Annotated in this window: 18 protein-coding genes; 4 read left to right on the top strand and 14 right to left on the bottom strand. The window is 55.3% G+C overall.

Translation table 11 applies throughout. The features are described 5' to 3' along the window. Positions 1-9: 9 nt before the first annotated feature. The 6 genes from PV433_RS29760 to PV433_RS29735 form a co-directional block, all read right to left on the bottom strand. The gene (locus PV433_RS29760; protein WP_190930069.1) at positions 10-816 is read right to left on the bottom strand and encodes a metal ABC transporter permease; all 807 of its coding nucleotides are present in this window, start codon (positions 814-816) and stop codon (positions 10-12) included. 3 nt (positions 817-819) lie between these two features. Further along, positions 820-1629, bottom strand: a complete 810-nt coding sequence (locus tag PV433_RS29755) for a metal ABC transporter ATP-binding protein (protein WP_332075626.1) — start codon at positions 1627-1629, stop codon at positions 820-822. A gap of 35 nt (positions 1630-1664) precedes the next feature. After that, the gene (locus tag PV433_RS29750) at positions 1665-2639 is read right to left on the bottom strand and encodes a metal ABC transporter substrate-binding protein (RefSeq protein ID WP_332075625.1); all 975 of its coding nucleotides are present in this window, start codon (positions 2637-2639) and stop codon (positions 1665-1667) included. A gap of 208 nt (positions 2640-2847) precedes the next feature. Then, positions 2848-4851 (bottom strand): methionine--tRNA ligase, encoded by a 2004-nt coding sequence (gene metG / locus PV433_RS29745; protein WP_332075624.1) that lies wholly within the window; start codon positions 4849-4851, stop codon positions 2848-2850. A 384-nt stretch (positions 4852-5235) separates the two neighbouring features. Next, positions 5236-6120, bottom strand: a complete 885-nt coding sequence (locus tag PV433_RS29740; protein WP_332075623.1) for an AraC family transcriptional regulator — start codon at positions 6118-6120, stop codon at positions 5236-5238. A gap of 47 nt (positions 6121-6167) precedes the next feature. Continuing rightward, entirely contained in the window at positions 6168-7721 is a 1554-nt protein-coding gene (locus PV433_RS29735) for an FAD-dependent oxidoreductase (RefSeq protein WP_332075622.1), read from the bottom strand. A 145-nt stretch (positions 7722-7866) separates the two neighbouring features. Between PV433_RS29735 and PV433_RS29730 the strand changes: the two genes are divergently transcribed. Continuing rightward, positions 7867-8913 carry a LacI family DNA-binding transcriptional regulator gene (locus PV433_RS29730; RefSeq protein WP_332075621.1) on the top strand — a complete coding sequence of 349 codons (1047 nt, stop codon included), beginning with the start codon at positions 7867-7869 and terminating at the stop codon, positions 8911-8913. Between the two features lie 153 nt (positions 8914-9066). Here PV433_RS29730 and PV433_RS29725 read toward each other — a convergent pair whose 3' ends face one another. The 5 genes from PV433_RS29725 to PV433_RS29705 all read right to left on the bottom strand — a co-directional run bounded on the left by PV433_RS29725 (position 9067) and on the right by PV433_RS29705 (position 16301). Continuing rightward, positions 9067-10995, bottom strand: a complete 1929-nt coding sequence (locus PV433_RS29725; protein ID WP_332075620.1) for a DUF4838 domain-containing protein — start codon at positions 10993-10995, stop codon at positions 9067-9069. A gap of 75 nt (positions 10996-11070) precedes the next feature. Further along, on the bottom strand, positions 11071-12351 hold the full coding sequence (locus PV433_RS29720) for an ABC transporter substrate-binding protein (protein WP_332075619.1): 1281 nt from the start codon (positions 12349-12351) through the stop codon (positions 11071-11073). Between the two features lie 76 nt (positions 12352-12427). Further along, on the bottom strand, positions 12428-14377 hold the full coding sequence (locus PV433_RS29715) for a right-handed parallel beta-helix repeat-containing protein (protein ID WP_332075618.1): 1950 nt from the start codon (positions 14375-14377) through the stop codon (positions 12428-12430). A gap of 523 nt (positions 14378-14900) precedes the next feature. Continuing rightward, positions 14901-15140 (bottom strand): membrane protein insertion efficiency factor YidD, encoded by a 240-nt coding sequence (yidD, locus tag PV433_RS29710; RefSeq protein ID WP_190930104.1) that lies wholly within the window; start codon positions 15138-15140, stop codon positions 14901-14903. 177 nt (positions 15141-15317) lie between these two features. After that, entirely contained in the window at positions 15318-16301 is a 984-nt protein-coding gene (locus PV433_RS29705) for an ABC transporter substrate-binding protein (protein ID WP_332075617.1), read from the bottom strand. A gap of 258 nt (positions 16302-16559) precedes the next feature. On the opposite strand from PV433_RS29705, the gene PV433_RS29700 reads away from it, so the two are divergent. The 3 genes from PV433_RS29700 to PV433_RS29690 all read left to right on the top strand — a co-directional run bounded on the left by PV433_RS29700 (position 16560) and on the right by PV433_RS29690 (position 19555). Then, complete coding sequence (locus PV433_RS29700) at positions 16560-17570, top strand: FecCD family ABC transporter permease (protein WP_332075616.1); 1011 nt, start codon at positions 16560-16562, stop codon at positions 17568-17570. Next, entirely contained in the window at positions 17567-18604 is a 1038-nt protein-coding gene (locus tag PV433_RS29695; protein ID WP_332075615.1) for a FecCD family ABC transporter permease, read from the top strand. Before PV433_RS29700 ends, PV433_RS29695 begins: the two co-directional genes overlap by 4 nt. 129 nt (positions 18605-18733) lie before the next feature. Further along, the gene (locus tag PV433_RS29690; RefSeq protein WP_332075614.1) at positions 18734-19555 is read left to right on the top strand and encodes an ABC transporter ATP-binding protein; all 822 of its coding nucleotides are present in this window, start codon (positions 18734-18736) and stop codon (positions 19553-19555) included. Positions 19556-19765: 210 nt separating this feature from the next. On the opposite strand, the gene PV433_RS29685 is transcribed toward PV433_RS29690, so the two are convergent. From PV433_RS29685 to PV433_RS29675, 3 genes are all read right to left on the bottom strand, one after another. Next, on the bottom strand, positions 19766-20824 hold the full coding sequence (locus tag PV433_RS29685) for a Gfo/Idh/MocA family protein (protein ID WP_332075613.1): 1059 nt from the start codon (positions 20822-20824) through the stop codon (positions 19766-19768). Positions 20825-21099: 275 nt separating this feature from the next. Continuing rightward, a complete protein-coding gene (locus PV433_RS29680) occupies positions 21100-21903 on the bottom strand; it encodes a pyruvate, water dikinase regulatory protein (RefSeq protein ID WP_332075612.1) in 804 nt (267 codons plus the stop codon). 18 nt (positions 21904-21921) lie between these two features. Continuing rightward, a complete protein-coding gene (locus tag PV433_RS29675; RefSeq protein ID WP_223836834.1) occupies positions 21922-22563 on the bottom strand; it encodes a helix-turn-helix transcriptional regulator in 642 nt (213 codons plus the stop codon). Positions 22564-22669 lie beyond the last annotated feature (106 nt).

Raw genomic sequence — 22669 nt, 5'->3', positions numbered from 1 at the left:
GGGCAAAGCCTATACGCTCGCTCTGCGCCCCCGAGCAAGCAGGGTGACGATCAGCAGGGTGATCAGCATTAGAACAACTGTCGCTCCCGGCGCCCAGTTCCATACTCCGGCCGCGACGAGGCCGCCTACGACCGCAACTTCGGAATAAAGCACGCCGATCCAGACCGAATGACGAAAACTTTTGGCTACGGCCAGACTGCAAGCGACCGGCACCGTCAGCAGAGCCGATACGAGCAGCGCCCCGACGATTTTGATCGCGACTCCGATGACGAGCGCCGTCAGCACCGTGGTCAGCAGATTCAGGAAGCGAAGCGGGATTCCGCTTACGGCCGCCGCATCCTCATCGAACATGATCAGAAACATTTCTTTAAAGAACACGAACAGCATGACGAGCACGACAAGCGTAACGCCGAACACGAGCCACAGATCGGTCCAGCTGAGCGTATAGATGCTTCCGAACAAATAGCTCGTTACGTCCATATTAAAGCCTTTGCCCAATGTAAACAGAAAAGTCGCGAGCGCTACCCCGCCCGACATGATGATCGCGATGGACAGCTCCGCATACGTTTTGTACGCTCTGCGCAGCCGTTCGATGGCGAAAGAAGCAAGAATCGAAAAAACGAGTCCGACGGCAAGCGGGTATATCCCGAGCAGAAACCCGAGCGCCACACCTGCAATCGAGACGTGAGCCAGCGTATCCCCGATCATCGACAGACGTCTTAGAACGAGAAAAACGCCGAGCAGAGGCGCCATCAGCCCGATCAGAACGCCTCCGATCAAAGCCCGTTGAAAAAAGTATTCGGCAAAAATATCCACGCGTTACTCTCCCCTATTCACGGCTTCGAGCGACTCTTCCGCCAGCCGAATGCCGCGGAGACTGTGGGCCAGATTCGTTTCCGCACAATTATCCAGCTCATGCGTGTGCTTGACGAAAAACTTGATCTTTCCGCTCGTATGGGCCGGCTCATACCCAAGGTAAGCGTGCATCATCTCGATATCGTGAGATACCATCAAAAAAGTGATGTTATGCCGCTGGTGCATATGCCGGATCATATGAAAAAAATTTTCCTGCGACTCCGAATCGATGCCCACCGTCGGTTCGTCCAGGATGAGCAGCTCCGGATTGTTCACGAGCGCCCGGGCCAGAAAAACCCGCTGCTGCTGTCCGCCGGACAGACGCCCGATGCGGCGGTCGGCCAGCTCTTCGATGCGCAGCGCATGCATCGCGTCTTCGCACTTCTTGTAGTCGTCGCGGCTCATCCGCTTGAACAGCTTCTTGCGGCCGTACAGCCCGGACAGCACGACCTCTCTTACGGTAGCGGGGAACAGCGGATTAAACGCATTTTTCTGCGGCACATAGCCGATCCGCTCCCAGTCGCGGAATTGACCGAGCGGCGTTCCGAACAGGCGCACCTCGCCCTGGTCCGGCTTCAGGAGCCCGACGATCATCCGCAGCAGCGTCGTTTTGCCGGCTCCGTTCGAGCCGATGAGGCCGACGAAATCTCGCTGCAAAATTTGAAAATTCAGCCCTTCGATTACATTGCGCTGCTCGTATTGGAACGAGACGTTCTCCATAGAAACGACCGGCAGGTGACAACGTTCTCCCGCCGGTCGGGTCGATTGCTGCATGTATGGCTCCCCATTCGCGAACTGGCCGTTTACTCTCATTGTAATGCTTTCAATAAATTTTGCAAATTGTTCTCCATCACCGACACATAATGTTCACCGGCATTAACCTGCTCTTGGGTAAGCCCCTCCAGCGGATTCAGCACCAGCGTCTCGATTCCCGCGTCCTTGGCCAGCGTCTTCGCCAGCTTATCGGATACGAGCTCCTCGAAGAAAATGTACTTCACCTGATGATCCCGGACGAACTTGTTAATTTCCTTCAAATCTTGCGCCGTAGGCTCCGCGCCGGGCGAGAGGCCCATGATCGGCTTCAGCGTCAGCCCGTAATCGCGGGCCAAATACCCGAAAGCCTGGTGAGAGACGACAATCTCCTTTTTCGCCGTCTTGGAGAGCGTGCGTGAGAATTTGTCATCCAGTTCGGTCAATTGCTTTTTCAGCGTCTCGTAGTTGGATTCGTAATAAGCTTTGTTGGCCGGATCGGCCTGCACGATGCCGTCCTTAATGTTCTCGGCCATCTTCAGCGCCGACTTCGGGCTGACCCATACGTGAGGATCGACGTCCGAATCGTGTTCATGACCGTGATCGTCCTTTTCGTTAGACTTGCCTTCATCGTGACCATGATCGTCTTCATGCCCGGCGTGCAGCAGCTCGATTCCTTTGCTCGCCTCGATGACGGTCAGGCCGGAATCTTTCTTCAGACTGCCGAGAAAATCGCCGACCCATCCTTCAAAACCGGCGCCGTTATAAATAAACAGCTGCGACTTGCTCATATGGTTCAAATCGCGGCTCTTCGGCGACCAGTCGTGAGGTTCGACCCCAGCCGGCACGAGGTTAATCACGTTCACCTTATCGCCGCCGATCCGGCCGGCAAAATCATACAGCGTATAAAAAGTTGTCACTACATTGACTTTATCCTCGGATAAAGTTACATTCGATGTGCCGCAGCCTGTCATGACGGCTGCCACAAAAAGCATACTTATTAGAGCTGTGAGGATACGTTTAGGGACTTTCATACGATACATGCTCCTTCCGCTTGCAGGAAAAATGGATTGGGTGTAAATCGTAAATGTTTCTATTTACAAATAGGATTATAGGCTCCCGACCCGGACTGTGTCAACCGTAATTTTACCGATTAAGCATCACTTGTGCTTCGTATCCATACAAAACGCCTCCGTTCCCTTGTCAAAGGGCGCGGAGGCGTTCGCTTTCCATCGTATGGAGTTATTTCACCAAAGCTCCGACCGGAATATCTTCCGCTACGGTGGCAAGTGTCAGCTTGTCGCCTTCGGAGGCGGCGAGGATCATCCCTTGGGACAGCTCGCCCCGCAGCTTAACCGGCTTCAGGTTCGCTACGACGATGACCTTACGTCCGATCAGGGCGTCGGGCGTGTAATGTTTGGCAATCCCTGATACGACCTGGCGTTTCTCGTAGCCGAGGTCCAGCTGCAGCTTGAGCAGCTTGTCGGCGCCCTTGACCGGCTCAGCGCTGAGCACTTGCGCTACGCGCAGCTCCACTTTAAGGAAGTCGTCGATGCCGATCTCTTCCGCTTCGGACGGCGCAGGCGCTGACGTTGGAGCTGCCGCTGCTTCCGGTTTCGACTTCGCGCTCTCGGCGGAACCGGCTTTTGCCTCGTCCGCGGTCGGAACCGTTCCGCCCATCGATTCGATCAAATAAGCGATTTCCGGTGCGACTTCCAGTCTCGGGAACAACGTATCGCCTTTATTTACCTTCGTGCCGGCAGGCAACAGCCCGAACGTATGGACGCTGTCCCACCCGGTCAACTGGCCGTCACCGGCAATGCCGAGCTGCTCCCATATTTTGAGCGGAGTGCGGGTCATGAACGGCTGCAGCAGCACCGAGACGATCCGCAGCGATTCCGCCAGATGGTAAAGCACCGAGCCCAGCTTCGGCCGGGCCGCTTCATCTTTGACCAGCGCCCACGGCTGCGTCTCGTCGATATATTTGTTCGTGCGTCCGATCAGCTGCCAGATCGCTGTGAGCGCGATCGAGAACTCGAGCTTCTCCATCGCTTCCTCGGTCTTCGTCACCGACTGGCGTACTGTCTCCTGCAGGGACGCGTCGAACTCGGTCGCATCCGCAAGCAGCGGCTGAATCTCTCCATCGAAGTATTTATCGATCATCACGACCGTACGATTCAGCAGATTGCCCAGATCGTTCGCGAGATCGAAATTGATCCGTTCTACAAAGCCTTCCGGAGTGAATACGCCGTCCTGGCCGAACGGCACGTCGCGAAGCAGGAAGTAACGCAGCGAATCGAGGCCGTATCGCTCGATCAGTACGACCGGATCGATGACATTCCCTTTGGATTTGGACATCTTGCCTTCTTTCGTCAAAAACCAGCCGTGAGCAAACACTTGCTTCGGAAGCGGCAGATCAAGCGCCATCAGCATAATCGGCCAATAAATCGTATGGAAACGGACGATATCTTTGCCTACGAGATGCACGTCGGCCGGCCAGAAACGTTCGAATTTCCCGTTATCCGATTTATAGCCAAGAGCGGTAATATAGTTGGAAAGCGCATCGATCCATACGTAGATGACATGCTCCGGCGTTCCCGGAACTTGAATGCCCCACTTGAACGTATTCCGCGAGACGGCCAAATCTTCAAGCCCCATCTTCACGAAATTGATCATTTCGTTGCGGCGCGTCTCCGGCTGGATAAATTCCGGATGCTCTTCATAATAGGCCAGGAGCCGGTCCGCGTATTTGCTTAACCGCAAGAAGTAGTTTTGCTCCTTCACCTTCTCGACCGGGCGTCCGCAGTCCGGGCAGTTGCCGTCGACCAGTTGGCGCTCCAGCACGTACGACTCGCACGGCGTACAATACCAGCCTTCGTATTCGCCGAGGTAAATGTCCCCCTGGTCGAGCAGCTGCTGGAAAATCTTCTGGACGACCGTCTTATGGCGGTCCTCCGTCGTGCGGATGAAATCGTCGTAGGAGATGTCCAGCTTGTTCCACAGCGTCTTGATGCCCGTGACGATCCCGTCGACGAACGTTAGCGGGGACACCCCTTTCTCCTCGGCTTTGCGTTCGATCTTTTGCCCGTGCTCGTCCGTTCCCGTCAAGTACACCACATCGTAGCCCCGCAGCCTTTTGTAGCGGGCCATCGCGTCCCCGGCCACCGTCGTATAGGCGTGTCCGATATGCAGCTTGTCGCTCGGGTAATAAATCGGCGTCGTTAAATAATACGTTTTTCTGCTCATGGGTTAACATCCTCCGTGGAATTATGGATTTACAACAAAAAGACTCCCGTCCACATGGGACGAGAGCCGATGCTCACGCGGTACCACCCAAATTCCCCCGCTGGCCTTCTTACGCGGGGCTTAAGTCAGGTCCTCTTCCGGACCTTGCCCGTAACGCTGGCATGCGTCACAATCTTACCGGCAGAGCGTACGTCCGGCTCGACTGCGATTCCTCCCGGACCATGTTCGGAAGCTGTCTATGCCGGCTCCCACCTGCCCCGGCTCTCTGCGATAGACGCCACTTCGTACTCATCCGTTCAATGGAAGTCGATCAAGTTACCCCCATCATACGAAAACGGCGTCCCTCGTGTCAAGTTTGCGGCATCCGGCTGTACGAACGCGGTCTCAAATACGCGCCTTTACCGATTTGGCGTATTCCGACGGCGCCGTTCCGGTCCATTTTTTGAAGTCCTTCGAAAAGTAATGGATGCTGCCGTAGCCAAGCAGCTCGGCGATTTCCGTATAATTGTACGCTTCTTCACGAATAAGCGCTTTCGCCTTGGCGATTTTCAGTTTGCGGACGTACTCCATGACGCTGCAGCCGGTCGAACGTTTGAATATGTCGCCCAGATGGGTCCGGCTTAGCGCAAACTTGCGGCAGATCCGGTCCAGACACAGCTCGGAAATGTCCGATCGTTCGATGAAATCGATAATGTTTTGAGCGATGCCGGTTTCCTGATGCTCCTTCCGCAAAGAAGAAAGCTTGCCGCATTCTTTCAGCGACGTTATTTGGCGCAGCAGCTGAATGCACAAAATCTCCAGCTGATTTTTGACGACCTGCTCCCGTCCGATCGACGAGAGGCTGTTCCGGGCGGCCCGCTCCTCCCGCCGAAACGGTACGACCGGATCAAGGGAGAGAGCGCCTTCCCGAACGATATCGGTCAGCAATCGCCGTTCGGAGTCTCCGAGACGAAACGGTCCCTGCTGCAAATCGCACATCGCATCCGAGGCGCAATCGAAACCGACGATTAATAAATTGGGCGGGGTTTGCACGTTCGCCGTCCCTTCCTGCCGTTCGCCGGGAGGATAAAAGAAAAGGTCCCCCTGCGTAAGCCGCACCGTACCCCGATCCGAAACGGCCGCATACTCGCCCTTATCGACATACACCATCTCCCAATACGGATACGTCTGCCGCTTGCAGGAAAACTGCTTCGGAAGCTCCCGGTAATGGAAGGCAACAATGGTACCGATTTCAATAATACGGTCCACCTTCATCATCGACGATTCCATTCGCTTTCTCCTCTCCTCGGTTTCGGCCGCCGGCACGGTTTTCGGTGTCAATTCCAGCTTAAGATTTGTCCGTCCTGCTGCAGCCGGCTGCTCAGCTTCCCGTAATCGACATCCTGTACCGCACACTGCGCTTCAAGCGCCAAGGCGGCGGCCGTGGCGGCGGACTGTCCCAAAATCATAAACACCGGTTCCATCCGGATCGACCCGAACGCAATATGCGAGGAGGACAAGCAGACCGGCACGAGCAGATTGGTGCATTGTTCGCCCAAAGGAACGATGGACCGGTAAGAGATCGGATACGGCGTCGACAGGGCCGTTTCCACATTGCCTTCGTTAATGCATCGCCCGTCTATGACCAGTCTGCGGCAGTTATGGGAATCCATCGTATAAGCGGCAAGTCCGACGGAGTCCGGGACAACCTCGTAACCGCGGCAATGTTTCTCTGTCATGACGACACCCGCTACCATCCGCCGGGCTTCCCGTATATACAGCTGCGGAGTCCAGTGTCCGCTATGGACGTATTCGTCGGCCGGAAGCCCCCAAGTCCCCGCTTCCTGACGGACGGAAAGCGGCACCCTCTCGTCGTTGCACAAGAAGTAAAGCAATCCCAAGTTATAGTTGTAATGCTCCTGGAACAGCCGCTCGCGGGTCGCGTAATCGCCGTCCGGCCATTCATAGTTGCGGCCGATGAAATCGGTGGAAACGGCGCCGAAATTGTTCAAATCGGTTTTGCGTGTTGGACTCATCCGTTTGTGCAGCTTCAGCGCATCCCAGATCCCGGACTCGATGTACCGCGCCAGCAGCGTATAGTCGTCCGGATTATAAGCCGGCGGCTTAGGGAACGGCAGCCGGTTCGCCGGATCGTCCGTCAGGCATATTCTGAAATTGTACGCCTGAACGGAACTGTCGCCTTGGCCCTGTGCCCCAGGGGCGGTGTCGGTTACTCCGTTCAGCAGTCCGCTGTCCGGTTTGCCCGGCACGACATACGGATCGACCCAGGTTTTGAAGTTATGGTTCGGATGGCCGAAATGAATTCCGTTCAGCGTCTCCTTGTACACGGAGTTCGACTCCCTGCCTACATGATACGATACGCCCGCCATCGCCATCAGATCGCCTTCGTAGGTAGCGTCGATGAACATCCCGGCCTCGAACGTATCTCCATTCTCCATCACGATCCGGGTGATGCGCCCGCCGGTTTTCTCGACACGCTGCAGATGCCGCTCGGTATAAACGTCGATTTGCTCGTTTTCCAGCCACTCCTTATAGATGCGGGACGCTAAGCCCGGTTCGAACAACCAGTGGGTGCCGCCGTTTTCGTCCGACCCGTAATAATCGCCTACTGCCCGGTAAAACTCGCGTGAAATGCCGCCGATCGCCGCTTTGTTGCCGATATCCGTAGCTCCCAATCCGCCGGTCGTCAAGCCGCCGATGTGCGAGCCGAATTCTACGATAACGGCCTTCAGGCCCATGCGGGACGCTTGAACCGCCGCCGCCACTCCGGCGGAGGACGCTCCGTAGATGCATACGTCCGCCCGGACGTTTTGCGGGTTGCCGGATACCGCTGCCGGTTTGTAATAGCTTATAGTATGAAACTTGGTCATAAATGCGTATCTCCTTTATTTGGATGTGAACTTTCAGCTCCAACCAACTCCAGTATACTTCCACTTTCAATTTAAATTTAGTTGCATTTTTGTTTCATCTAAAATAAGATAATTGTAACTTTCACCTTAATAACCGGAGGCGCCAATGCCCAGAAGAAAAAGTGTGACGCTGCAAACCCTCGCCTCAGAGCTCGGCCTGTCCATCCATACGGTGTCCAAGGCGCTGCGGGGAATGCCGGGCATGTCCGAGGAAACCCGCCACGAAGTGCTATCGGCCGCAAGAAGGCTCGGGTACCGGACGAAAGACCAGGAGCACAGTCTCGCCGTCGAGCATATCCCGCTGTTTCCAAACCGCAAGCGCCGATTCAAGCTGATGTTTACGGGAAACTCGGTTTATTCGCGATTGAATCAAATCTTGCTGGAAGGGCTGCAGGACAAGCTGGCCGAATACGGCCACACGATCGACATGTTGATGATCCCCTCCTCCTTCGACAAGGGTGAATCGTTCGACAATTGGGCGGACCAGAACAGTCTGATGTACTCCGACGGCATCTTCATTCCTCCGATGACCGATCCGATCAAGGAGGAGCTGCTCCTGAAGCTGCCCCTTCCACGCATTCTGTTTAACTTCCCGCCGCCTGCGGCCGAAGTGGACAGCGTCATCTGGGATGTCGGCACCGCCGTCCGCCTATCGGTGCGTCATCTGATCGCGAACGGGCACCGCAGCATTTTGTATATAGGCAATATCCACAATCAACGGGGGTTCCGGCTGCGCTGGCAGTCTTTCGTGGACTCGATGCAGGAGGCAGGACTGGACGCGAATCCGGAGCTTCATATTACAAAGGCTATCTCCGAGAAAGAGGCTTGGGTCGCCAGCGTGCAGGACTGTCTGGTCTCGCTTCGCGCCACAGCGATCCTGAACGGGGTACATAACAACCTCGCCTGGATTTACCATGCGTGCAGCACGCTCGGCAAACGGATTCCTGAGGATTACTCCCTGATCAGCTTGCAGCACGAGCGCGACGAATTTTTGCCCCAGCTTTCGCGGCCCTCTCTGGCCATCCGGGAAACCGGCGTACGCGGGGCGGAACGAATGCTGTGGCGTTTGGCCAATCCAAATTTGCCGTATGAACACATCATGCTGCAGGGGACGTTTTTCGAAGGGGATACGGTAAAGCCGTTGAAAGCTTAGCGTCCCATGCTCCGTAAGTGACGACAGGTCACGTTATCGACCGGGAAAAAGCTGCATATGTTGCCTGGCGCAACAAAAAAGAGACTGCATCCGGGCAATCCGGCTTGCAATCTCTTTTTTATCTGGAGCCGACTAGCAATCAGAGTGTGTGCGTTACATGCCAAGCACTTGTTCGTCCATCGCTTTGCCGCCCAATTCCTTCTCCCCGCCCGCTTCCCAGCCAGTCGTGCGGCTTTCATGGGTCGGAATCCCTCGCAGTTCCTCCATCTCGTTTAAAGTGCCGATCCAGATGACATGACGGGCGGACAGCTCTTTCCGGAACGCATCCAGCTGTTCACGCAGACTTATATACGCTTCCTTTGTCGTACCGGGCGGCCTGCTTTTCTCATAGCCGAGCCTCACCACTTCCCGGGTCAGTACGATATGACGGAGCCCGTCGCGCAAAAATTCGATACGTACACGAACCTCCTCCTCGTCGCTGCCCAAGAGCCGTTCGGCCCGATCCAGGATCGATTCCGCTTCTCCGATCACCTCGTCCGTCATCAGGTAGGGCAAAATATACCAGCCTCCGTTCAGCGTCGAGCGAGGCAGATCGTAGCGGGAAGCAAGTTCTTCGTAACGGCCGTTCGGATACAGCTGAATGTTGTAGCCCGTTTCTTCGGCGAACCTTTCCCAATAATCGAGGTAGTCGCGAATGGCCGGCGCCGCTTTGCCGAAGGCAGACGTATATTCTGCAAGCACGTCCTCCACAGACAAATCCGGACGCGCCGAAAGACGCGCGATCAAGTAATAGTTCGGACCCTGCGTAGCCCAATAGCCGAACAACGTATCGAAATCGAATCCCATCATGCCGTTTTGCTGTGCAAATTTGAAAAACTCGCCCTGCGCGCGCAGCGGCAAGTTCGGAGCGATCGCCCCGGAATGCCACCAATTGGGCCGCAAAAACAGCTTCGCCCCCGCGTCGTACCAGCCTTGCCATTGTGCGAAGTCGTTGTAGAAGCCGACGATTTGCAAAATGACGCCGTCCTTAAGCGCGATGCCGGGAGGAGGGGGCTCTTTGTAGGAGCTGTAAGCGTATGTCGACAACGTGACGTCGGGACGGATCTTCCGCATTTTGTCAAGCAGCCGGTTCCAAAACTTGACGTAACGCGCCGTCAGTTTGCCTTCCGCTCTCCATATGGACATGATCGGCTGGCCGGCCGGTTCGTCCATAGCCAGACAGCCTTTGCTGACGCAGAAGCCGCTTCCGTCGTTCGGCCCTACATTCCAGTTGGCTGGCTTGCCGGCTTCGATCCATTCCCGGATAATCGCTTCGTCGACCGCTTCGTTGGAAATATCGAGCTTGATCCGGTCAGGCCGGACCTGCTGCTGCCCTTCGGGCGGAACGGCGAAATAGTCGGGATGCGTCTTCCCGTATTTGTCCCACCATTCCGTAAACGAATGGCCGAACTTGTACGTCGTCCGGCTCCCCATCCCGTGAATGCGGAGCCAAAGCCGGCCTTCCGCGGGGGCCGACTTGCGGACGCGCAGCTCGCGCATTTCCAGACTCGGACGGGCAGTTATATCGAGCTCCGGGATTGCAATGGTGGCTGCGCGGGGCACATATGTACCCGTTTCGCCCGGCCACAGCCAACGGACGCCCATGTACCGGTCGAGATAATAAGTGACCGCCCACAAAATCGCATGATTGGAACCGCCCGTAAACAATAAACGATTCCCTTCCGCCATAACCCGATACGTCTCCAGGTCCGTTATCTCCGCTTCCCTGCCGGTTTTATCCGTTAGCGGCCCGGGACCGATCTGTACGCGTACAACCTCTTCGGGCACATTCCGGAGCTCCTCCTCGCCGACAATCGGCAAGGATATCCCTGTCGCCCGAAGCACAGCGGATTGAAATTCCTTAAGCGCCTCCTGCACATAACCGTCGACAGGCTGAACGACGACCGCCCGGGCCTGCCCTTCCTTCACCAAATAAAACAGACCGCTGTCCTTTCCGGACAAAAACTCGGTTACCATCCAACCCACTCCTGCCGTTGCAGCCAGAAAAACCGCAAGCGCGATCCCCCAACCTTTAGTTATCATCCGTTTGCTCTTTTTATTCCGCACTCCGAACACTCGTTTCTTCACGCCCCGTTTGCGGATCATAGGGAGACCGGCTTACATTTGCAACTGCTCCGCAATTTTTTTGTTAACCGCTTCCTCCGCTTCGCGAAGCACCGTATTCAGGTCTTTGCTTTGCTCATAATAAGCTTTTAGCGCTTTGCCCCAAATCTCGTCCTTGGCGATCGCGTCGAACCTCGTCGCTTTAATCGGCTTGCCGATCGTTTCCTTGAAAAACGCCCCCATGTTTTTTCCTTGAATTCCGTCAATGTCCGCAGCGAACGCCTCGATGGCGGCCGGATCGTTGACGATCGGCATTTTGCCGCTTCTGGATTTCAGGAGCTGCACTTCGGGCGACAGCAGAAACTCCATCACCTGAAACGCCGTTTCTTTGTTAGCGCCGCCGACCGGGATGGAATAAAACGGCGCGATCAGTTGCGAACCGCCGCTCGTATTCCCCGCGAACAACGGTACCGCCGCGACGTCCCAGTCCAGCCCCGTTTTAACGGCTTCCGGTATCGAGGACAAAATGTTCGGACCTACCCGCATCGCCAATACTTGTTTAACCAAAAAATTGTTGGTGTCCGAGTCCGTATATTCGTTGCCGGGGATCATATAAAACCGGCCCATCGTCTCCAAAAACCGTTTCCATCCGTCGGTGTTGACGAGCGCTTTGTTCGTCGCCGCATCGACGACCGGAAGGCCGAGCTGATTTTTCCACGTCAGGTTCTGATGCTGGAACTGAAAACCTTTATACTGCACCCCGCCGTCCTGTTTCGTCAACCTTTTGGCCAGATCGTACACTTCGTCCCACGTTATGCCGTCTTTCGGATACGGAACGCCGAATTTGTTGAATATCGATTTGTTGTAAAACAGCACGCTGCTGTTCAGTTCGTAAGGAAGCGCGATCAGCTCCCCTTTGGTCGAATAGCTTCTCATCGACTCGACGACACCGGGGACGTACCGGCCCAGATCGAATTTGGACTTCTCGATGTAAGGGGTCAAGTCGGACAGCAGTTGAAGATCGAGCAGCTTCCAGATCGAACCCATGCTGTGGTTGATCAGATCGAGACGCTGCCCGCTTCCGACGACGTTTTCGATCCGTGTGTCCTTGCCGTTTTTGATCACATTAAGCGTAATATGAGGAAACTTTTTCTGCACCAGCTCCTGTTCGATATCGATCGCCGCCGAAGCGTCAGTGAACACGTTTAGCGTTACCGGCTTGGGCGGCTCGGCTGCAGGCCGGGCGTCCGGATCTTTGACAGCGCTCTCATTAGGGCCCGAGCAGGCCGACAGCAGTATAAACGCGGCGGTTGACGCCAGCCATTTTTTTCTCATGTTTAGAATTCAGCTCCCCTTTTTGATGTTGCCTTTCAGCCGTTTCATTTTGAACCGTGAATTAGTAATCGATTACCTATAACTCCGGTACGGCGGCATCCGCGGAATAGTTGCCGGCGCCGGCAAAGCGTTCGTGCGGTTTATTATTATCGTACAAGTTCCAGGCCGTATTGCCGTTCGCCCGGGCGATGCAATCCTGGTCGACCCAGACCCCTTTCATTTTGTACAGGGCATCCTCGGAATTGAATTGAACGTTGTTATTGAAGATTACTTTGGAAGATGAATCGCGCATATAAAGCCTGACCGATGCGCCGCCGGACGCCGCTGTCGCCTCGGAAGCATTGTCCTGGAACTCGTTCTCAGAAATAATAACGGAAATGACGTTGTTTTCGGTGTTGGCGGAAGGATACCCTCCGCTAATTCCGTAGCTGGCATTGCGGGAAAATTTGTTCGATATGATTTTTAGTCCGTCGGTTTTATGGAACAAGACCAGACCGACGCTTTCATTATCTGCAAACAGGTTGCCGCAAATCGTATCCACGTTTTTGCTCACCATCCGCATTCCCGTAATATTCCGGGTAAACGTATTGTTGATGACCTGCACATTTCGATTGTCTGGAGCATCGGCATTATTGTTGAAATTCAATCCCGTTTTGTTGCCTGTAATCCGGTTGCCGTCGATAACCACGTTTTCGTTGCCGCTTCCTCCGACGGTTACGCCGTAGGTGCCTTCGCTATACTCCACCGTATTATTTTGCAGGACGATGTTTTTGCTGGTCCCGTACCACCCTTTATTCGGCTCTACGTCGATGCCCGCTCGAGGAGCGGTTCCTTGAATTTTGCCGGCTTCGCTGATCAGGCAGTTCGACACCGTTACGCCGTCCGCCGCCACAATCGAGATGTTGTTTCTCCGGCATAGACTGACGATGCAGAAATCGATGGAGATGTGTTTGCTGACGGCAGCGGTGCCAGTAGATGCCGGGCCGGAATAAATGCCGCCGATGTAGATCCCGTCAGTCATCCCTTCCGTAAAGGTGCAGTGGCTGATTCGGACATCTTCGCACTTGATGATACTTAAGCAGGAATGGAAGCTTTCCGATCCGGAATTGGCCACCCTACCGGATACATTGCCGTGCAGAATAAGCCCTTCCAAGCGAATATGGCGGCAATTTTTTAATAAAATGTTGCTTTGCTTCATATCCCTGTTTTTGATGTCGGGTGTGCCGTCCTTGAATTTGAGCGTTGCTCCGGATGAGCAGATGGCCAGATGATTCCGGTTTTCGATCGACAGCCCTTGGCTTGCGAGCGCGTAAAACGACCCGGTTGGAGGAACTAGCAGCGTGCCTCCTCCCGGCGGGATCGCATCGAGGGCGGCCTGAATCGCCGGCGCATCGTCCGTTGTCCCGTCCCCTGCGGCACCGAACCAGGCGACATTCACCGTCCCTACTTCGAGGATTCGTTTCAACCTTGCCCCGCTAGAGGAGACGATCACGGTTCCCGTATTATCCGGGGTTGCGGAATCGGCGGGGTCGTAATGAAAGTGTCCCTCTTTCCCGGAATCGCTCACGTAGTACACAACGTCCGGTTCGGGGGAGGTCATCGCTCTTAATTCGGCTATCGTAACGGCAACTAGGAGATTCATACTCAACAAGTCAGGTACACGCCGCCTGCCGTTAATTTCGTATACGCTATCGGTTACGCTGTGGCTATTGCCGTATGCGACATCGCTCCTTCCAAGCAGCCCCGCCGCAGCGATAGTCGCCCCCGCCGCCCCGATCGAGGCGAGCAGCCTTCTGCGGCTCCAACCGGGTTTGGTTTCGGCCTCCGCCTTCGCCAGTTTCGTCCCTCTCCCTTCGCCATCGTGTACCCGGCTTTGGTTATGGTTTTGGCTCTGGTTTTGGCTCTGGTTTTGGCTCTGGTTTTGGCTCTGGTTTTGGCTCTGGTTTTGGCTCTGGTTTTGGCTCTGGTTTTGGCTCTGGTTTTGGCTCTGGTTTTGGCTCTCGCTTCCGTTTCCGTTTTCCGTCATGTTCCAATCCTCCCTTATACGAATGATCGAATAACGCGGTACTACAGAGGTATTACAGCCATTATAACGAGCTCCGCCTTCCATTTCTTTGTTTTTTAGAACGGTGTTTTTGTTCTTTATCCCGAAAATTCCAGATCCGCCCAACTGGTAAAACCGGTTCTCCCGCTTGCTTCGGGTGCTTCCTGCTTTTGGACTTCTGGTGTTCGTTTTTTTGTGCTTTTGGGTTTTTGTGCTTTTGGGTTTTTGTGTTTTTGGGTTTTTGGGTTTTTGGAGTGTTGGGGTGTTGGGGTGTTGGGGTGTTGGGGTGTTGGGGTGTTGGGGTGTTGGGGTATTGGGCTGTTGGGGTATTGGGCTGTTGGGGTATTGGGCTGTTGGGGTATTGGGCTTTCCGGTTTACGGGTTTGCGGGTATTTTCGGCATATAGAGACGGGCAGATTGTCGAAGCAGCCATTCGCAATGAGTGGATCTAACAAAAAAAGGAGCGGCAAGATGGCCGACTCCTTCTTGGCGCGCCCCTGAAATTTCAGGAACGTTTTATTCCACTGTCCGCCCGCGGAGGCACATGATCCACTCCTCCGGGATGAAACGGATGGCATTTGCAAATGCGTTTGACCGCCAGCCAGCTGCCTTTGGCCGGTCCGTGCACCTCAATCGCTTCCAGCGCGTAGGCGGAGCAGGACGGGTAAAACCGGCATGTCGGTGGCTTCAGCGGCGATATCCATCTCCGGTAAAACCGGATCGGCAGTTGGAGCGATTTGCGCATCACGAGACGCCGTCTGCTCTCCGTCCGATATTGGTTCCGATCCGCGCTCAATGTCCCCGTCTCCTCTCCGGTTTTGCTTCGTAACCTAATAATGCCCGAAAAACGGATGGCGGTCAACGAAACCACAAAGGACGGTCACCCCGGATTCGTACCGGGAACCGCCCTTCGTTTCCAGCCTTATTTTTGCACTTCGTAAAATTTGTACAAGTCGTCAAGCAGCAGGTTGGCCGCCTTGACGCCACCGGCCGTATTCCAGATCGTATCGCTCACCTTAAAAGCCTTTTTGTTTTTGACGACATTTAAGTTGTTCCAGAGCGGGTCTTTGATCCATTCTTCTTCCATTTTGGAAGCTTTGCCGTCTCCCGTCTCATAAGTGAAGTAGAACAGCACGTCGCCTTCCATGTCCGGAATGCGTTCTTTTGTAACATCGTCCGCAAACGTTTCTTTATTTTGCTTCTCCGGACGGGCAATGCCGATCTGCTTGAAGATGATGCCGGCAAACGTATCGTTATAATAAATGCGGGCGGTCGCAGGCATGAAGCGGACGAGCGACACTTGCTGCTTCAGCTTGTCTCCCGCTTTTTTCTTCAAATCCTCGACGCGCTTGTCGAAGTCGGCGATCACTTTTTCGCCTTCGGCTTTTTTGTTCACTGCTTCGGCGTACAGCATGAAGTTATTTTTCCAGCTGCCTCGCAGATCGGTGGAATAAACGGTAGGAGCGATTTTGCTCAGCTGGTCGTATATTTTTTCGATCCGCATTTTGTTGCCGATGATCAGATCCGGTTTCAGAGCGGCGATCTCCTCGATATTCGGCTGGCTTTCGGTGCCGACGTTTTTGACGCCTTCCATCTCGGATTTGATATGATCGTACCAGGGTTCGCCAACCCACGATTTCACCGCTCCGACAGGTTTGACGCCAAGCGCCAGCAAAGCTTCCGTACCTTCATTGGTCAAGATGACGACTTTTTTCGGCGTAGCCGGAATCGGAGTTTCTCCCATCGCGTGTTTGACCGTATAACCGGCCGACGCTCCTCCTCCGCTGGCTGCTGAGCCGGTTCCAGCCGGATCCGCCGCTTTTTTATCCGAACAACCTGCGAGTGCGACAGCGGCGCCGATGACAGCTGTCAGTACGACGCTGCCGAGCCGTTTCTTATGAATCATATCCATTTCCCTCCGCATATATCGATTTGTACGATTCCGACCCCTGTAGTGATAATGATTATCATTAACAAAAACATATGATACACCCCAGCCCCCAGCTTGTCAACTAAAAAATGTTTCCTTTTTATCGGAAATCAGAGAAATTTAGTTGCTCCAAACGGTGAGAATGAATATCAAATTCATTGACAGAACTCCCGGTATCCCCTACACTGAACGATGTAGACTTTATGCGGTTCTTCCTATAGAAAGAGGCCATCTATGTCATCGCTAATCAGAAGCGTTAACGGCAAGCTGTTCGGGATTGCGGTTGCTCTTGTCTTGCTTGCTCTAGCAGTGTACGCAAGCATCGTATATGGAGTAATCAGCACGAACTGGCGGACGGCTGTCGACGCTTACTTTCATTTTAACGGTTCCAACGAACATATCGTCATCAAGGAGCATCGTGTCCCGCGCGCGCTTATCGCCGCGGCCGTAGGAGCGAGTCTCGGGATAGCCGGTGCGCTGCTGCAGGCGCTGACAAAAAATCCGCTGGCCGATCTGGGCCTGATGGGCATCAACTCGGGAGCGGGACTGGCGATCGTATGCGGCGTTACCTTTTTCTCGGTCAGCTCGTTAAGCGACTACACCTGGATCGCTTTCATCGGATCGGTTGCAAGCGGAATCGTCGTATACATCCTCGGCTCGGCGGGCAAGGACGGTTTGTCGCCGTTAAAGGTTACGCTGGCCGGGGCCGCCGTCACCGCACTGGCTTCGTCGATGATCCACGCGCTGCTCTTGATCGACAAACGCAATATGGAAGAAGTTCTGTTCTGGCTCGCCGGTTCCGTTCAAGGCCGCAAGTTGGAGCTACTGCTGGACGTGCTGCCTTTTATGGCCACCGCCTGGATCGGCGCGATAGCCGTATCCGGTCCCGTACATACGCTGCTGCTCGGCGACGAAGTCGCCAAAGGGCTCGGACAGCGTACGCTGCTTGTAAAAGCCGTTGCCGGACTGATCATTATGACCTTATGCGCCGCCTCGGTCGCCGTAGCCGGTCCGATCGCCTTCATCGGGCTCGTGACTCCTCATATTTGCCGGACCTTAATAGGAAACGATATTCGTTGGATCATTCCTTATTCCCCCTTTGTCGGAGCGATTCTGCTGATCGCGGCCGATATCGCCGGACGGTTCATCGCCATGCCGGGCGAGATGCCGATCGGTGTCATGACCGCTCTGGTCGGAACGCCGTTTTTCGTCTATGCGGCGCGTAAGGGGTGGTCGAAGCGATGAGCAAATACGTCACATTTCGCAGCAAAAAGCTCCGCGCTTCGGGGCTGTTGGATAAGAGAGCTTTGCTCGTTACGACTGTTCTGCTTGTGCTGGCCTTTGCCGTCGTTATTGTCAGCTCGGCGATCGGCTCGCTTAAAATAAACCCGTGGTCGGTCGTAAAAATATTTTTGGGGATGGGCGATGAAGCGGAAGCGACCGTCGTCCTGGAATTCCGACTGCCTCGAATATTAACCGCTCTGCTCGTAGGCATGCTGCTTGCCGCAGCCGGAGCCATCCTGCAAGGAATGATCCGCAATCCGCTCGCGTCCCCCGATATTATGGGCATTACCGGCGGAGCGTCGGCAGCGGCCGTACTGTTCATTACGCTGCTGCCGGCGGCCAGCATCGTGTACTTGCCTTTCACCGCTATGCTCGGGGCTGTAGCGGCGACTGCGATCATCTATATCCTCGCCTGGAAAAAAGGCGTATCCGCGATGCGGCTCGTTCTGGTAGGCATCGGGATCGAAGCAAGCATGAAGGCGTTAACGACGCTGCTGATCGTCAAAAGCCCGTTTTACTCGTCGAGCAAAGCGCTCACTTGGCTGACCGGTACCGTATACGGCTCCGGCTGGGGCAACGTCTGGACGCTGCTAATCTGGTCCGCAGTATTATTGCCGCTCGCCTTTGCGATGGGACGAACGCTGAATGTGATGCAGCTTGGGGATGATACGGCTTCCGGCGTCGGCAGTCGGGTCGGACGCGATCGTCTGCTCCTGCTCGCCCTGTGCGTAGGAACGGCCGGAGCGGCCGTTGCCGTCGGCGGAGCGATCGGTTTCGTCGCCCTGCTGGCGCCGCATATCGCGCGCAAGCTCGTCGGCCCTTCGTTCGGAGGACTGCTGCCGGCGTCCGCTTTGATCGGAGGGATCATCGTGACCGCCGCCGATCTGATCGGCCGAACCGCATTTGCGCCGCTCGATTTGCCTGTCGGCATCTTCACCTCCTTGATCGGAGCGCCGTTTTTCTTATACCTGTTGTACAAAAACCGCAACGCATAAAAACGGCTGCGAAATCATGTGCCTGCTATTTGTCAGCGTATGCTTGCCGGCTCTGACGAGCTGTACGCCAAACGGTATTTTTGCAATAGTCCCTAAGCTTGCTCACTTAACGAAACGGGAGGATATACGATGAAAGCCCTCGAAACGAACCGGTTAACGCTCTCGTACGGCGAGCAGCCGATTATCGAAAATCTCGACCTGACGATTCCGAAAGGACAAATTACGGTCCTCATCGGCGGTAACGGCTCCGGCAAATCGACCTTGCTCCGTTCGATGGCCCGGCTCTTAAAGCCGGATTCCGGAGCTGTCCTGCTGGACGGCGCGAATATCTCGTCGATGTCGACCAAGGAAGTGGCCCGGCAACTGTCGATATTGCCGCAAGGTCCTTCGGCGCCGGAAGGGTTGACCGTGCTCCAGCTCGTGAAGCAAGGGCGGTATCCGTATCAGTCGTGGCTGAAGACATGGTCTGAGGAAGACGAGCGGATGGTGAGGCGTGCGCTTAAGGCGACGGGGACCGAGGAGCTGGCGGAAAGAGCGGTGGATTCGCTGTCGGGCGGTCAGCGGCAGAGGGCGTGGATCGCAATGACGCTCGCCCAGGGGACAAGGACGATCCTGCTCGACGAACCGACGACGTATCTCGATTTGACCCACCAGATTGAAGTGCTCGACCTGCTGTTCGAGCTGAACGAGCTGGAGAACCGGACGATCGTCATGGTGCTTCACGATATTAATCTTGCCTGCCGTTATGCGCATCATATCGTGGCTGTGAAAGACAAGACCGTATACGCCTGCGGCAAGCCGGAGGAGATCGTCGACGAACAGCTGATCCGCCACGTGTTCGAGATGGAATGCCGAATCGTACCCGATCCGGAGTTCGGGACGCCGATGTGCATCCCGCTCGGCCGGGGACGCGATATCGGGAGGCGCAAGCAGGCTCATGCTACCGCTTGAAGCCGGACGGACCCGCGAAGCTCACGGGCAGTACGGCAATTGATCCTGGTTTACGAACCCGAGCCTCTTTTGCCAGCCATTTTCAAAGCTCAAAATCGCTTTTCCTCATAAACCAATACGCAAAAACGCCCCCATCTCACAAAAAGATCGGGGCGTTTCTCACATTCATTCTTCCATAATGAAGCCATTCGCGGACACAAAGCCGCAAGATCAGAAATAAATCTCTTTACCCTGCTCCGCGGATTCGTAAATCCCGCACAAAATCTTCATCATCTCGACCCCGTCGTCGACGGAGCTGTCCGGCGTCGTGCCGTTCAGGCAGCAGGAGACGAAATGATTGATTTGATTTTGGAACGCTTCGGTTACGTTCAGCTTGAGCGAGTTGACTTGAGGGGTCACATTTAGGATCGTATCATATTTCTCGGTTACGATCGTGATCTCCGGCTCGATTTCGGCTCCGCCCTTCTCGCCGAACAGACGAACCGACACTTCGTTTTCCTTCGCGTGCAGCGAGAAGCTGACGTCAACCATCAGCGAAGCGCCGTTCTCAAACCGTACGATCGCGTTCGCCATATCCTCGACCGTATTTTTGCTGGCATCGTAATCGGCCGCCTTGTAGAAGTTCAAATTTTGGACGTTGGCGCGGTTGCCGAGCTTGTAATACGTATTGCCGCTGACCGACTTCACTTTCGGACGGCCCATCAAGTACCAGCACAGGTCGATCATATGCACGCCGAGATCGATCAGCGGACCGCCGCCGGAGCGGGACTTGTCCGCGAACCAGCCGCCCGGATTGCCGAGACGGCGGATGCACGACGCCTTCGCATAATAAATCTCGCCGAAGTCGCCGTTGTCGATAAACTGCTTCAGCATTTGCGTATTGGCCCCATGGCGGCGGACATAGCCGACCTGAACCTGCTTGCCCGTACGGCGTACCGCCTCCTGGACGCGCAAAGCCTCCTCCACCGTCGTGCTGAGCGGTTTCTCCACCAGCACATGCTTGCCTGCATTCAGCGCCGCAACGGCCAAATCGGCATGCGTATTGTTCCAGGTACAGATGCTGACCGCTTCCAGCTCGGTGTCGGCCATCATCTCCGCAATATTCGTGTAGACCCGGGCGAACCCGTATTTGTCAGCCAACGCTCTTGCCCGCTGCTCATTCAGATCACATACGGCGTGCATCACGATGTCCGGGTTGTTTTTGTAAGAACCCATATGCAGTTCGGAGATCGATCCGGCGCCGATAACGCCCACTTTCAGCTTGCTCATCTCGAAGAATCCCTCGCTTTATCCGATTGTCTTTTAGAGGTTGTTCAAAAAGTCCGATTTTGATCACGAAGCCGATCTGGAAGCGTACTCGACATCGAATATGGAACTCAGCCGGAACTTACGGTGCTCGCGTAGCTCCACTACGCTCCGCTCCTCATTTCCTTGCTTCATCCCATCTTCTCGGTGCTGAAAACCGGACTTTTTGAACTCGCACTTTTACCCTTTTCTAGGATAAAGGAGAGGGGCGGGATAGACAACCTTTATTTTCGCCGTTATTACAAGTAACCGAGTATAACTCCGGCCGTCTCTTCGATCGCCTTATCCGTGACGTCGATGATCGGGCAGCCGATCCGTTTCATAATATCGTGAGCATATTCGAGTTCTTCCGATATGCGCTGCAGCGTTGCGTATTTGGCTCCGTACGGAAGTCCGACGGCGCGCAGCCGCTCGGTGCGGATCTTGAGCAGCTGCTCGGCGTCCATCGTGAGTCCGACCACCCGGTTGCCGGGCAGCTGCAACAACTGCTGAGGCGGCTTCACTTCCGGCACGAGCGGAAAATTGCCCACCTTATAGCCTTTATGAGCCAAAAAGATACTGAGCGGCGTCTTGGACGTTCTGGACACCCCGATCAGCACGATATTCGCCTGCAGCAGCATGTTCGAATCCCGGCCGTCGTCGCACTTCACGGCAAACTCGATCGCTTCGACCCGGCGGAAATAAGCGTCGTCCATCTCATGCAGCAGACCCGGCTTCCGCTTCGGCGAATCGTTGAACGTATCGATAAACGCCTGCATCATCGGTCCCATAATATCGACGGCCCGCACACCGAGCCGGATCGATTCTTCCTTCATCATCTCGCGCAGCTCCGGCTGGACGAGCGTGAAGGCGACGAAACCGCCGCTGCCCGCCGCCTCCTCCATCAGCAGACGAATCTCGTCTTCGTTGCGGATATGCCCTACCCGCTTGATCTTTACCTGGTGCGCGTCAAACTGGCGAATCGTCGCTCTCACTACCGCTTCCGCCGTCTCACCAACCGCATCCGAGCAAATGTATATGACCTGTTGGCGTTCTCCGGTCATCTCTGCTCCTCCTATCTGTTACGTTTCCACCGTACCGGTCCAGCCGATCAGCAGCTTGGTCATCGTCGTCTTGGTGATGCGGCCGATTACTTCCCATTTGCCGGCATCGTCCGGATGGCGGACGACGACAGGCAGGCTGTCCACCTGATGATCGATCATTTTACGCCCGGCTTCGATGACCGTCTCCTCGGGAGAGGCGGTCACGACGTTCGGATGACGCGTCATCACGAGACTGACCGGCATCGTGGAAGCACCCGGATTGCCAAGCGTCACTTTGAGCAAATCTTTTCTGGAGATTACCCCGAGCAGCGCGCTCGATTCGTCGGCCACGATCAGAGAGCCCACGTTCTCCATAAATAACGTCACGACCGCATCGTTCACGGTAGCCGATTCGCGGATGATGACCGGCAGCGACTGCACGTCCTTCACTTTCAGCTCCGCGGCGTCCGGCGTTCCGCTCGCTTCGCGGGAGGACGCTTGTCCCGGGAAATAGCCGACCTTCGGCTTCGCGTCCAGCGTCCCGAGCATGACGAGAAGGGCCAGGTCGGAACGGATCGTCGGCCGGCTCAGCTTGAGCATTTCGGCGATCTGCTCGCCGGTAATCGGCGCGTGCTGGCGCACGAGCCGGACAATCTCCATCTGGCGCTGAGATAATTGCATAACAGCCCTCCTTCGAACGGAAAGCCGAAAGCGCAAGCTTTCGGCTCATCCGAAATCCCTATCTCTTATGTTAGCTTGGAATCGGGACAAATGCCACTGTCGTGCG

Source organism: Paenibacillus sp. GYB004 (assembly GCF_036577605.1).
Taxonomy (GTDB): domain Bacteria; phylum Bacillota; class Bacilli; order Paenibacillales; family NBRC-103111; genus Paenibacillus_AB; species Paenibacillus_AB oceani.
The sequence above is the reverse complement of the archived record's forward strand: the minus strand, read 5'-3'. Positions and strand labels throughout refer to the sequence as shown.